Genomic DNA, 13098 nt, shown 5'->3' with positions numbered 1-13098 from the left:
ATGGCATTTGGGGAGAGGGGCATGACGGCACAGGTGGAATTCTTCTTCGATTGTTCGAGCCCCTGGACCTATCTCGGCTTTGAGGCGCTGGTGCAGGCGGCGAATGAGGATGGCTTTGGCGTGCGTTTCCGCCCCTTTCTGGTGGGCGGCGTGTTCAACACGGTGAACCCCAGCGTGTACGAGATGCGATCGAAACCGGTGGTGCCCAAGGCGCGCTATTTCACCAAGGATCTGCACGACTGGATCCGCCGGTCGGGCCTGGCCATCAAGTGGACACCCAGCATCTTCCCGGTGAACAGCGCGCGGGCGATGCGCCTGTGCCTGGTCGCGTCCGATGCGTCGGCCTGCGAACCGGTCGCCCGCCGCATCTTCCAGCTTTATTGGGGCGAGGATCGCGACATCAGCCAGGCCGACGTGCTGGCCGAGGCGGCCGCCGCCGGCGGCCTGGGCGCCGACGCGCTGGACCAGGCCGATTCGCCCGAACTGAAGGCCCGCCTGCGCGCCAACACCGACGAACTCATCGCCCGCGGCGGCTTCGGCAGCCCGACCTATTATGTTGGCGGCGACGACATGTATTTCGGGCAGGATCGCATCCTGCTGGTGCGCGAGGCAGCGGCACGGGCGCGTTAGAAGAGCGCGCGCGAATGTCGCCTGCTTGACTCGTGTGCACGGCTGGCGGCAACGTGAACAAAAGTGGAACACGTTGCCGAAGTGAGTCGTTCTGTTGCCGCCTGTCGCCCGCCTGTTGCCGCCTGTCGTTCCGCCTGTTCCGGCCGCTGTCGGGCGGGTGACGCTGGATGGCGGGCGCGTGGATGCGGCGCTGGGCGGCGGGCTGGCGCTGGCCGGCTGTCACGAAATCTATGGGCCGGGCGGCACCGCACTGGCGCTGATGCTGGCCCTGGCCGCGCCGCGCGCCGGCCCGATCCTGTGGCTGGCTGATGCCCGCCAGGATGATGGCCGCATCCATGGTGCCGGCCTGGCCGAACTGGGCGGCGATCCGGGGCGGCTGTGGCTGGTGCAGGCGGGGGGTGCGCTGCCGATGCTGCGTGCCGCCGCCGAGGCGCAGCGCTGTGCGGCACTGGCCTGCGTGGTGATTGAGGCGGGCGCAGCCAGTGCGGTCGACCTGACGGTGACGCGCCGGCTGCAACTGGCTGCCGCTGCGTCGGGCCTGTTCACCCTTCTGCTGCGCGCCGGTCCGTCCCGGCCCTCGGCCGCCCTCACCCGCTGGCAGGCGCGCGCCGCGCCGTCCCGCCGGCTTGCTGCAGATGCCCCCGGGCCGCCGCGCCTTGCCCTGACGCTGGAGCGCCAGCGCGGCGGCCCGGCTGACCTGACCCTTGAACTGGAGTGGGATCGTGACCGCCGCCGTTTCATCCCCGCCGCCGCGTTTGCCGAGCGTGCCATCCCCATCGGCGCGGCCTTTGGCCGAAGTGCGGCGCATATTGGCGCTCTGCCTGCCGTGGCTGCCCGCCGAACGCCGCGCCCGGCACGCGCCGCAGCCTGAACCGCTCGTCCTCGTTGCCAACGAGCGCGGCCGCCAGGTGATCCGCGCCACCTGTGCCGCTGCCGCGGCGGAAGGGCTGCACCCCGGCCTGGCGCTGGCCGATGCGCGCGCCGTGCTGCCCGGCGTGCGGGTGGCGCCGCACGATCCGGCCGGTGATGCCGCCTGTCTCGACTGGCTGGCGGATGGTGCCACCCGCTGGTCGCCCATGGTCGCCGCGGCGCCGCCGCACGGGCTGTTGATCGACATCAGCGGCTGCGCCCATCTGTTCGGAGGCGAAGCCAGCCTGATCGCCGATGTGATCACCCGTCTGGAACGGCTCGGCTTCAGCGCCCGTCACGCCATCGCCAGCACGCCCGCTGCCGCGATGGCGCTGGCGCGGTTCGGGGCGACACGGGTGGCCGATCTGCCACTGGCCGCCCTGTCGGAACTGGAGCCCGTGCAGATCGCGCTGCGCCGCGCCGGGCTGAAGCGTGTGGGCGAGGTCGCCGCGCTGCCGCGCGCCGCCGTGGCCGCGCGCTTTGGCGAAGCCCTGCTGGCTGCGCTCGATGCGCTCACCGAATCCGCCCCGCAACCGCTCGATCCGCGGCTGCCGGTGGCCGAAATCGTTGCACAGCAACGCTTTCCCCAGCCCATCGCCACCACCGACGCGGTGCGCGTAGCCCTCGAAAAACTGCTGCTGCGCTGTGCCGTGCAATTGGGCGCGCGCGGGCAGGGCGGGCGGCTGTTCGCGCTGGCGCTCTACCGCGCCGATGGCCATGTCGCGCAGATCAGGGTGGAAACGGCGGAACCGCAGCGCGATGCGGCCGTGCTGCTGCGCCTGTTCGACGAACGCATCGCCGCCTTGAACGATCCGCTCGATCCCGGCTTCGGCTATGATCTCGTCCGCCTCGCCGTGCCGGTGACGCAACCGCAGGATGAAACCCAGCTCGGCCTGGAGGGCGGCCAGCTTGCCGAAACCCAACTGGCCGAACTGGTCGATCGCCTTGCCGCTCGATTAGGCCGCAGCCGTATCCGCCGGCTGGCCCGTGCCGACACGCATATCCCTGAAAAGGCGAGTTTCGATCTGCCCTTTGCCGCCAGCGCGCCCTCGGCCTGGCCCACCCCCGCCCCCGGTGAACCCCCCGACCGGCCCATCCGCCTGTTCGACCCGCCGCAGCCGATCGAGGTGCTGGCCGAAGTGCCCGATGGCCCGCCGCGCCGGTTCCGCTGGCGCGCCCGCGTGCATGATGTGACCGCGCATGAAGGCCCCGAACGCATCGCCGCCGAATGGTGGCGAAGGAAGGACGGCGCCGGGCTGACGCGGGATTACTGGCGCGTCGAGGCCGCCGATGGCCGCCGTTACTGGCTGTTCCGTCACGGCCTCTATGATCGCGAGACCGGTGCGCCGCGCTGGTATCTGCACGGCCTGTTCGCATGATGGCGACCCCATCTGGCTTTGCCGAACTGGCGGCGGCGACGCATTTTTCCTTCCTGGAAGGCGCGTCGAGCCCGGCGGCGATGGTGGAGACCGCCCTTGCACTTGGCCATTGCGGCATCGGCATTGCCGACAGGAACACCGTCGCCGGCGTCGTGCGCGCCCATGTGGCGATGCGCGACCTGGCCGAGGCCGCGAAGGAGGCCGGCACCGAACTGCCGCCGTTCAAGCTCGCCGTCGGCGCGCGGCTGGTGTTCGCCGATGGCACGCCGGATGTGATCGCCTATCCCGCGCACCGCGCCGGCTGGGGCCGGCTGACGCGGCTGCTCACCATCGGCAACCGTCGGGCGGAGAAGGGCGACTGCATCCTGCATCTCTCCGATTTGATCGAACATTCAAATGGCTTGCTGCTGATTGCGCTTGCCCCGTCTCAAAGCCAGCACAGCCGCCTGCCCGAACTGGCGCGCGCCTGCCCCGGCCGGCTGTGGCAGGGCGTGGCCCTGCACCATGGCGGCAGCGATCGCCGGCGGCTGGCGGCGCTGGCAGCCGTCGCCGCTGCGGCGCAGGTGCCGCTGCTGGCGCTGAACGCGCCGCTCTATGCGACGCCGGCGCAGCGCCCGCTGCACGATGTCATAAGCTGTATCGGCCTGGGCGAAACGCTGGAGAGCGCCGGCACGCGCCTGGCCGCCAACGCCGAACGCCACCTGAAGAGCGCCGCCGAGATGGCGCGGCTGTTCCGTGATTTCCCCGCCGCCATGCAGGAGCCTGCCCGCCTGCTCGCCCGCGTCGATTTCAACCTCGATCAGCTGCGCTATGACTATCCCGACGAACCGGTGCCGCCCGGCTATAGCCCGCAAGGCTGGCTGGAAACGCTGACGATGCAAAAGGCGCGGGAAAAGTGGCCGGATGGCGTGCCGCCCAAGCTGATGGCGCTGCTGGCCGAGGAGTTCCGCATCATCGCCAAGGCCGGTTATGCGCCCTATTTCCTCACCGTCCACGATATCGTCGCCTTTGCGCAGTCGCGCGGCATCCTCTGCCAGGGCCGCGGCAGCGCTGCCAACAGCGCGGTGTGCTTCGTGCTCGGCATCACGGCGGTCGATCCGTCGAAACACAACCTTCTGTTTTCCCGCTTCATTTCCGAGGAGCGCAAGGAACCGCCCGATATCGATGTCGATTTCGAGCATGAGCGCCGCGAGGAGGTGATGCAGTGGATTTACGAACGCTATGGCCGCGAACGCGCCGGCATCGCCGCCACCGTGATCCATTATCGCCCGCGCAGCGCCGTGCGCGAAGTGGGCAAGGTGCTGGGGATGAGCGAGGATCTGACCACGCGGCTGTCGAGCACGGTGTGGGGCAGTTACGCCAGCACCATGGAGCGGCAGCGCTTCGCCGAAAGCGGGCTTGATCCGGACAGTCCGGAGATTGCGCGGCTCGGCAATCTGGTCACCCAGATCATGGGGATGCCGCGCCACCTGTCGCAGCATGTCGGCGGTTTCGTGCTCACCCAGACGCGGCTGGATGAGCTGGTGCCGATCCACAATGCCGCCATGGCCGATCGCACCTTCATCGAGTGGGACAAGGACGATATCGACGCGCTGGGCCTGATGAAGGTCGATGTGCTGGCGCTGGGGATGCTCAGCTGCATCCGGCGGGCGTTTGAATTCATCGAGACGCAGCTGGGGCATGGCTACACGCTCGACAATGTGCCGGGCGAGGCGGCTGACGTGTATCGGATGCTGCAACGGGGCGACAGCATCGGCGTCTTCCAGGTCGAAAGCCGGGCGCAGATGAACATGCTGCCGCGGCTGAAGCCGGCCGAATTCTATGATCTTGTCATCCAGGTCGCCATCGTGCGGCCGGGGCCGATCCAGGGCGACATGGTCCACCCCTATCTGCGGCGCCGGCAGGGGCGCGAGGCGGTGCGTTTCCCCAGTCCGCAGCCGCCGCATGATCCTGACGAGTTGAAAAATGTGCTCGGCAAGACCTTGGGGGTGCCGCTGTTCCAGGAACAGGCGATGAAGCTGGCCATCACCGCCGCCAATTTCACGCCGGCCGAGGCCAACAAGCTGCGCCGTTCGATGGCCACCTTCCGCCACAACGGCGGGATGGAATATTTCGAGAGCAAGCTGGTCGACGGCATGGTGGCGCGGGGCTATGAGGCGGAGTTCGCCCGCCGCTGTTTCAACCAGATCAAGGGCTTTGGCTCTTATGGCTTCCCGGAAAGCCACGCGATTGCCTTTGCCCGGCTGGTGTGGGTGTCGGCGTACCTGAAATGCCGATACCCGGCGGTGTTTGCCGCCGCGCTGCTGAACGCGCAGCCGATGGGATTTTATGCGCCGGCCCAGATCGTCCGCGATGCGCGCGAACATGGGGTGGCGGTGCGGGCGGTGGATGTGAACCACAGTGCGTGGGATTGCACGTTGGAAGGGCCAGCACCGGCGCTGGCCCTGCGGCTGGGCCTGCGCCAGATCACCGGTTTCCGCGAAGACTGGGCCGAACATATCGCCGCCGCCCGCCCGATCCGCAGCCTGGAGGATCTCGCCCGTGCCGGGCTCCCGGCGCGTGCGCTGAAGCTGCTCGCCGATGCCGATGCCTGCGCGTCGCTCAACCTGGGTCGCCGCGATGCCGGCTGGCAGGCGCTGCGCACCCCCTCCGAAAGCCTGCCCCTGTTCGCCGCCGCTGCCGCCAGTGATCTGGGCGAGGAGGAGGGCCATGATCTGCCGCTGATGGCACCGGGCGAGGAGGTCGCCGCCGATTACCAGGTGCTGCGGCTCAGCTTGCGCGCCCACCCGCTGGCGCTGCTGCGGCGCTATTTTCCCGGCGTGCTCAGCGCCGCGCAGTTCGCTGTGGCGAAGAACGGCCGGCGCGCAACCGTGGCCGGCGTCGTGCTGGTGCGGCAGCGGCCGGGCAATGGCAACGCCATCTTCATCACGCTGGAGGATGAAAGCGGCGTGGTGAACGTGGTGGTGTGGGCGCGCCTGTTCGAAACCTATCGCCGGGCGATCATGGCCAGCCGGCTGATGCAGGTGGAAGGCGAGGTGCAGAGGAGCCCGGAAGGCGTGATGCACCTGATGGCGACGCGCATCACCGACATGAGCGCGGTGTTGGACCGCCTGTCAGACGCGCATGACGCCACCACGCCGCTGGCCCGGGCGAGCGAGGATCTGGTGCACGGGCCAGCGGGGCGCAAGCCGCCGCCGGCGCGCGCCCGCCACCCGCGCGACGTGCGGATCATCCCAAAAAGCCGGGATTTTCATTGAGGCGACGGATCGGGCGGTGCGATCGCCATCATATCCACCAGCGCCGGGCCGAGTTGCTCGCGCACCAGCGCGGTGCCGCCCACCAGCGGCGACAGCAGATGCGCTGGCACCATCACGGCCAGCAGCAGCCAGGTCGCCGGATGCACGCGGCCAGCGCGTCGATCATGGACGGCCAGCGCCACCAGCACCGCATCCCCGATGAAGGCGCTGCCCACATCGGTCCATGGCGGCGCAGGCGGGAACACCATCATCAGCCGGCTGGCGGCGGCCACGAACAGCGCCACGGCGGCGCCCAGCATGAAGCGGCGGTGCCAATCGTGGTGGCGGCTGGCGGTGAACAGCGCGAGGCTGCTCCAGAGAGTGAACAGGCCCAGATCGACGATATTGTAGCCGGAGAACAGGAAGGGTTCGGGCGCGCCGGCGGCGATGCGGCGCATGGCGGCGGCGGGGATCATCGGCACGCCGGTGAACAGCACCGCGCCGCTCAACCACGCTCCGGCCAGGCCCCATTCGCGGTGACGAGCGATCTTGCGCTGCGCTGCCAGCTGCACCTGCCACGCATAGAGCAGCAGCCAGGCAAAGCAGAGCGCGCCATGGACGTGCAGCAGGCCATAGAAAAGCTTCGATCCACTCGCCATCGGCCCGAAATAGGTGAACGGGAAGCTGGCCAGCGCCAGCGCCACCATCCCCCAGCCCGAGATCAGGAAAAACCGGCTGCGGGCCGGTGTCGTCTGTTGCGTCATGCCCTTCCCCCGCCCGCCAGCTTGGCCGATTGCGCCCGGCATTGCCAGCCCACGGCGGCCCGCCCATAGTTGGCGCCATGCGCATGGAACAACTTTTCGCCGCCGGCGTCCGCGTGGGCGAACGTCTGAAAGCCCGCCGCGAGACGGTCGCGGTGGCCGAATCCGCTGCCGGGGGCCTGATCTCGGCGGCGTTGCTGGCCGTGCCGGGCGCGTCTGCCTTCTATCTCGGCGGTGCCGTCGTCTATACGCCGCGCGCTCGCCACCGGCTACTCGGCCTGCGCCGCGAAGACGTGCGCGGCTTCATGTCGGCCACTGAGCCCTTCGCGCTGCTGATGGCCGAAACCATCCGCAAACAGCACAGCGTCACCTGGGGCATCGGCGAAACCGGCGCCGCCGGGCCGAACGGGAACCCCTATGGCCACGCCGCCGGGCACGACGTGGTGGCGGTGAGCGGCCCTGTGCAACTGGCCCGCACCATCGCGATGGGATCAAGCGACCGGCAGGCAAACATGCTGGCGTTTGCGCTGGCGGCGCTGGAATTGCTTGGGGAGCAGTTGGACAGAGAAGAACAGAAATAGGGGCCTCCGGCGGGCAGGGTCGCAGACCCTGCACCCGGCTGTTTTCGTGTCCACGGGCGGGGTTGAGTGCCCGCTAACCACCCCAAAGTCGCCGTAAAGCGCCGCCCGAAAACGAACGGGTGCAGGGTCTGCGACCCTGCCCGCCGGAGGCTCGGCTTCTTGTCCTTCTGATAACCTCGTCTTGCCGGTTGACCGATCAATTCCACACCGGCGGATGGCGATGCGCCCACGGTTGCGCGGCTTCCAGTTGCGCCGCCAGCCGCAGCAGCAGCGATTCATCGCCGAAGCGGCCGATGAACTGGCTGCCGATCGGCAGATTGTCCGCACTCCAGAACAGCGGCAGCGTGATGGCGGGCTGGCCGGTCATGTTGGCCATGGTGGTGAAGGGCAGGAAATCCAGCAGCTGGCCGATGGTGACCTCCAGATTCGCGGATTCGGTGTCCACTGTGCCGATCGGCAGCGGCGGCGCGCCGATGGTGGGGGTGAGCATCACGTCATATTGCCGGTGCAGCGCGGCGGCGGCGCGGCCGAACTGGTGGATGGCGTTCAGCGATGCCTGATACTGGGCGGCGCTGAAGCTCTTGCCCATTTCATACACCGCCAGCGTATAGCCTTCGAGCTGGTTGGGCGACGGCACCGCGCCGGTGGCGGCCGCGATACTGTCGATGAAGGTCACCTGGCTGGTGGCATAAAGCACGGTGAACGGTTCCGACGAAGCGGCCCACCAGGCCGGCGGATCGATGAGATCAACATGATGGCCCAATGACCGGCACAGCGCGGCGGTGTGATCGACGGCGGCCAGGCAATCGGCGTGCGGCGCCGATCCATCCGGGCGCGCCCGCACCAGCGCGATGCGCAAGGCCTTCGGCGCGTTGGCCAGCTCGGCGAGGTAGGAGGCCGCTGGCGGCGGCGCGCAATAGGGGTCGCCGGGCTCACTGCCGGCGGTCGCGTCCAGCATGGCGGCACTGTCGCGCACGCTGCGCGAGACGACATGCTCCACCTCCAGGCTGCCCCAGCCTTCGCCCAGCGTTGGCCCCACCGAGGTGCGGGCGCGGGTGGGCTTCAGGCCAACCAGCCCGCAGCACGACGCCGGCCCGCGGATCGAGCCGCCGCCATCATTGGCATGCGCCACCGGCACCATGCCCGCCGCCACCGCCGCCGCCGAACCGCCCGATGATCCACCCGGCGTGCGCGACACATCCCACGGATTGCGCGCCGGGCCATACAGCCGCGATTCGGTCACCGGCATCAGCGTCAATTCCGGCACATTGGTCTTGCCCAGCGGCACCAGCCCGGCCGCCAGGAAACGGTTGGTGAGATACGCGTTCTGCTCATAAGGCGTCGCCGGCACAAACGCCGAGCCATGCCGCGTCGGCGCCCCCTCGATATCCCCCAGCGCATCCTTCAACAGGAACGGCACCCCGGCAAACCGACCCTGCGGCAACGGCCCCTTCGCCATGGCCCGCGCACGATCGAACATCGTCCACACCACGGCGTTGAGCTTCGGATTGTGCCGCTCGATCCGGGCAATGGCCGCATCAACCAACTCGATCGGCTGCACCTGCTTCGTCGCCACCAGCTCGGCCAGGCCCAGGCCATCAAGGCGGGAATATTCGTCAATGCTCATGGCGCTTCAGGCTCCGGTGCGAGGGACGGTCAGGACGAAGCGATGCTGCGACCGGCCGCCCTGTGGCGCAAGCCAATTTGCGCTTTCGTCAGTCGTCGGCGGTCAGACAAGGCAAGAAACAGGGGCCTCCGGCGGGCAGGGTCGCAGACCCTGCACCCGTTTGATTTCGTGTGCGCTGGTTGGAGGGGAGTTCGCTTGCGACCCAATTCAAGTCATTTGCACACAGCGTGCGAAGGGCTGCTTCCGCTAGAATCGGTCGCACGCGTTTGCTTATTGCGGGCCAGCGGATCGAGTCGGACCTTTGCCTCGAGGATCAGAAGTTTTGCGACACGTGCGCCGTGTGGACGGTGCTCTAGGATGCGCTCCGCATGTACCGGATCCCGCGGGCTCGACCGGCGTTCAGCGTGAAGCCAACCACCCCACCGTCCGCGCCACGTAAGATGCCCAGCTCAAAACCTCGCGCCGGGTCCCACAAACGGTCGGCGCCAGTGGCAACGAGCGGCGATGCAGGACTGCCCTTGAACGAATAGAATGGGCCTGTACCTCGCAGCTCGATGTGAACCGGCGTCGCCACCTCCGGGCTGAGATAATCGCCGACGTAGCCAGCCATGACGTCAGCGCTGAGAGAAACAGGATCGACACGTTCAAGGTGACGGGTGGGTCGGCCTGCGCGGACCACATCGAGAGCGCGGTCAGGCCTAAAATCGAACCGTTGGCCATCTGCGTCTGTTGCTACCACAAACGATCCCGCAGCCGTTGCCGCCAAGGGCCGATCGGGCCGCAGCGCTAGCAACTCACTTCCTCGGCGGGCGAACTCGGCGTATCCTCCTTTTGCATCTCGATAGACGCCGGCATAGCGATCCAAGTCTCCTGAGGTGGCTGAACTATTCAGCCAATCCGAACTTTTTGTAATTATGGGAACGAAAACGGACGCTACGCGTGCAGCGAGCTCGCTTGGCCTAGCGTCAGCATGATTGCACAAGACGACGACCCCCAGTTTCTTCTCGGGAAACCACCAATCGGCTGTCCGATAGCCGGCCAGCGCACCGCCATGGTCGACCAGTTCCAGCCCGCGGAACCTGGAGGTTTCAAGCCCCATGCCATAGCCGCTTGGAGACCCGTCGTTCAACAGAGCGGAGGCTCGCATAGTGGAGAGTGCTTGTGTTCCGATGATCGGAGCATCGAGGTTGGCCAGCCACCGGAGCATGTCGTCAACCGACGAGTAAAGGCCTCCGTCACCCGTCACATCAAGGTTGCTGTTGCTGGCGATCCATCCGCCATCTCGCCGCTCGTAGCCATTGGCCTTGTCCAGGATCAACGCATTGTGATCATGCTGGAACTTGGAACCCGCCATCTGAAGAGGCGTAAAGATCCGCGCTCGTGCAAAGTCGTCAAGCCTCTGACCAGAGACGCGTTGCACAATCATGGCAGCGAGAACGTAGCCGCTGTTGCTGTAAAGAAACTCGGAGCCGGGGGTGAAATTGAGCGCCTGCTGCTGTCGAAGCAGGTCGAGGACGCCGGCTTCGGTGTATACGTGGTCATTATCAAAGCCGTTCAGCCCACCGAGAGTGAAATAATCCCGGATGCCACTCGTATGATTGAGCATTTGGGCCAAGGTAACTCCCTCGGCATAGGCAGGCAGTTCCGGGATCAGCTTACGAACCGGGTCGTTGAGACGGACACGTCCGTCCTCAACGAGAAGCAGGATGGCCATAGCCGCAACCTGCTTGGACACGGAAGCCATGTAGACCTTGGATTGCGGCGTGAAGGCAAGGCCGGCCTTGATGTCTGCGGAGCCATACCCTTTTGCAAAAAGAACTTTACCGGCTTGCTGGACGCCAACAGCGCACCCTGGCGCTCCAGGTTGGTAGGAAGCGAATACTGCGTTGATTTCGCGTCCTTGGTCCTGAGCAGGCGCAGCAAAGGTCAAGGTCGCGTCCAACGATGCCGCGAGGGAGAAGCCCAAAAGCGATCTCGTAAACCGGTTTCTCATGCTCGCGCCCCACACTTGATTGTTGCAACCCATTAAAGGCCATAGCTGCATTCAACGCAAATGCGCTGACAGGTCAGCAACTTTGAGCATGAAAGCTATTAGTTCTGCTATAATAACGTGTGGGAACCGAAAACGTATGAGATCATGTAGGCGAGGGGCAAATATTGCGGCCAATGCCGCAGCAGTCCTGTTGAACAAATGCCCGCCATTCTGCAAACTGTGCTCTAAGCGCCTTCGCATGAACAGACGCGCGGATGTCGGCTTTCGCTAGAAGCGGTCGCTCAGAGTCTCCACCAAGAATGGCCGAATTATCCGAGAAGCAGAGTTAGTACGCCAAACCAGCAGACTGACCGATCCCCACCCCAAATCGGCCGTTGAGCGCCGCCCGAAATCAAACGGGTGCCAGGGTCTGCGACCCTGCCCGCCGGAGGCTCCTCTTCTTTACTCCGCCTCAATCCGCCAGCGTCACCGAACCATCCGGCCCGGGCAGCATGAACGGGTTGTAGACCACTTCCCACGGGTGGCCGTCGGGATCGCAGAAATAGCCGGAGTAGCCGCCCCAGAAGGCGTCGTGGGCGGGCTTTTGCAGGGTGGCGCCGTTGGCGACGGCGCGGGCGAGGAGGGCGTCCACTTCGGCCTTGCTGCGCACGTTGTGGGCGAGGGTGAAGCCGCCGAAGCCCCGGCGCCGGACGGCGCCACCCTCAACTGCTCCACGATCTGTCATTCCGCAATCTTCGGCCAGCTTGTCGAACGGGTAGAGGGCGAAGGCCAGGCCGCCGCACTGGAACATGGCGATGGCGTCGAATTTGCGGGCCTTGCGCGGCCAACCCATGGCTTCCCAGAAGGCGACGGCGCGCGCCATGTCGTCGGTTCCGAGGGTGACGATGCTGATGCGTTGGTCCATGATGCGCTCCGCTTTTGAAGGGACGACAGTGGCATGACGGCTGGAAATATGGAACGCATCGTGTTGGCGCGGCATATCGTTGGCGCGCCCAGCCCGGAGGATTTCCGGCTGGAGGTGCTGCCGATCCCGGAATTGGCGGAAGGCCAGCTGTTGATCGCCAACCGTTTCATCAGCTGCGATCCGGGCACCCGATCACGGCTGTCGCCGGGGGCGTCTTATGCGCCGCCGTTGCAGCCGGGGCAGCTTGTGGATGGCTTTGCGGTGGGGGAGGTGGTGGAGAGCCGCCATCCGAAGTTCGCGCCCGGTGAACTGGTGATGGGCACGGGGTGGGCGACGCACATGGTGTCGAACGGGCGCGGTTACCTGGCCAAGGTGCCTGATCTGGATGTGCCGCTTAGCCTGTGGAACGGCATCTTGGGTGTGCCGGGGATGACGGCGTGGTTTGGCCTGAAACGGGTCGCGCAGATGCAGGCGGGGGAGCGCGTGCTGGTGACGAGCGCCGCCGGGCCGGTGGGGGCCACCGCTGGCCAGTTGGCGAAGATCTGGGGTGCGTCCAACGTCACCGGCATTGCGGGCGGCGTGGAGAAGTGCCGCTGGCTGGTGGAGGAATGCGGGTTCGATGCGGCGCTGGATTACAAGGCGGCCGATTTCGACGCGCAGTTCGCCGCCGCCAGTGCCGATGGCTGGGACGTGCTGTTCGACAATGTGGGCAACGCCAGTGTGGACCGTGCGTTGCCGGTGATGCGCATGAAGGGGCGGATCGTGATTTCGGGGCAGGTGGCGGACTATAATCTCACGCCCGCCGAAGCGCCCGGCATCCACAACACGCGCGAATTCATTGGCAAGCGGCTGCGCATGGAAGGCATGGTGGTGTTTGATGACATGCCGGGCTTCCCCGCGGCGCAGGCCGAACTGGCCGGGATGATCCGCGCCGGCCAGGTGAAGTATCGCGAGGAGATTTTCGACGGGCTGGCCAGCCTGCCGGCGGCGTTCAGCGGGCTGTTCACCGGCCAGAGTTTCGGGCGGCGGCTGATCCGCGTGTAGGCGCGGCCCCCTGCACTATGCGCAAACACTGGCA

At 66.8% G+C, this 13098-nt stretch carries 10 protein-coding genes; 6 read left to right on the top strand and 4 right to left on the bottom strand.

Annotation, left to right across the window (positions count from 1 at the left end; genetic code table 11):
- Nucleotides 1–21: 21 nt before the first annotated feature.
- From D619_RS0108185 to D619_RS0108170, 4 genes are all read left to right on the top strand, one after another.
- Nucleotides 22–630 carry a 2-hydroxychromene-2-carboxylate isomerase gene (locus D619_RS0108185; protein ID WP_017668098.1) on the top strand — a complete coding sequence of 203 codons (609 nt, stop codon included), beginning with the start codon at nt 22–24 and terminating at the stop codon, nt 628–630.
- 94 nt (nt 631–724) lie between these two features.
- On the top strand, nt 725–1501 hold the full coding sequence (locus D619_RS16090) for a hypothetical protein (RefSeq protein ID WP_152417369.1): 777 nt from the start codon (nt 725–727) through the stop codon (nt 1499–1501).
- The gene (locus D619_RS0108175; RefSeq protein ID WP_033373253.1) at nt 1428–2918 is read left to right on the top strand and encodes a DUF6504 family protein; all 1491 of its coding nucleotides are present in this window, start codon (nt 1428–1430) and stop codon (nt 2916–2918) included. The genes D619_RS16090 and D619_RS0108175 overlap by 74 nt, the downstream gene beginning before the upstream one ends.
- A complete protein-coding gene (locus D619_RS0108170) occupies nt 2918–6175 on the top strand; it encodes an error-prone DNA polymerase (protein ID WP_026090853.1) in 3258 nt (1085 codons plus the stop codon). Before D619_RS0108175 ends, D619_RS0108170 begins: the two co-directional genes overlap by 1 nt.
- Here the strand turns inward: D619_RS0108170 and D619_RS0108165 are convergent.
- The gene (locus D619_RS0108165) at nt 6169–6918 is read right to left on the bottom strand and encodes a hypothetical protein (RefSeq protein WP_152417368.1); all 750 of its coding nucleotides are present in this window, start codon (nt 6916–6918) and stop codon (nt 6169–6171) included. The genes D619_RS0108170 and D619_RS0108165 overlap by 7 nt on opposite strands.
- A gap of 77 nt (nt 6919–6995) precedes the next feature.
- Between D619_RS0108165 and D619_RS0108160 the strand changes: the two genes are divergently transcribed.
- Nucleotides 6996–7496, top strand: a complete 501-nt coding sequence (locus D619_RS0108160; protein WP_017668093.1) for a CinA family protein — start codon at nt 6996–6998, stop codon at nt 7494–7496.
- Nucleotides 7497–7692: 196 nt separating this feature from the next.
- Here D619_RS0108160 and D619_RS0108155 read toward each other — a convergent pair whose 3' ends face one another.
- The 3 genes from D619_RS0108155 to D619_RS0108145 form a co-directional block, all read right to left on the bottom strand.
- The gene (locus D619_RS0108155) at nt 7693–9123 is read right to left on the bottom strand and encodes an amidase family protein (RefSeq protein ID WP_017668092.1); all 1431 of its coding nucleotides are present in this window, start codon (nt 9121–9123) and stop codon (nt 7693–7695) included.
- Nucleotides 9124–9475: 352 nt separating this feature from the next.
- Nucleotides 9476–11053: a serine hydrolase domain-containing protein gene (locus D619_RS0108150; RefSeq protein WP_193743274.1), complete on the bottom strand. Its 1578-nt coding sequence runs from the start codon at nt 11051–11053 to the stop codon at nt 9476–9478.
- A 514-nt stretch (nt 11054–11567) separates the two neighbouring features.
- Nucleotides 11568–12020 carry a VOC family protein gene (locus D619_RS0108145; RefSeq protein ID WP_017668089.1) on the bottom strand — a complete coding sequence of 151 codons (453 nt, stop codon included), beginning with the start codon at nt 12018–12020 and terminating at the stop codon, nt 11568–11570.
- 33 nt (nt 12021–12053) lie between these two features.
- Here D619_RS0108145 and D619_RS0108140 point away from each other — a divergent pair, with 33 nt between their 5' ends.
- Nucleotides 12054–13064, top strand: a complete 1011-nt coding sequence (locus D619_RS0108140) for an NADP-dependent oxidoreductase (RefSeq protein ID WP_033373142.1) — start codon at nt 12054–12056, stop codon at nt 13062–13064.
- Nucleotides 13065–13098 lie beyond the last annotated feature (34 nt).

The organism is Sandarakinorhabdus sp. AAP62, assembly GCF_000331225.1.
GTDB lineage: Bacteria > Pseudomonadota > Alphaproteobacteria > Sphingomonadales > Sphingomonadaceae > Sandarakinorhabdus.
This window is presented reverse-complemented; position numbering and strand designations above follow the sequence as displayed.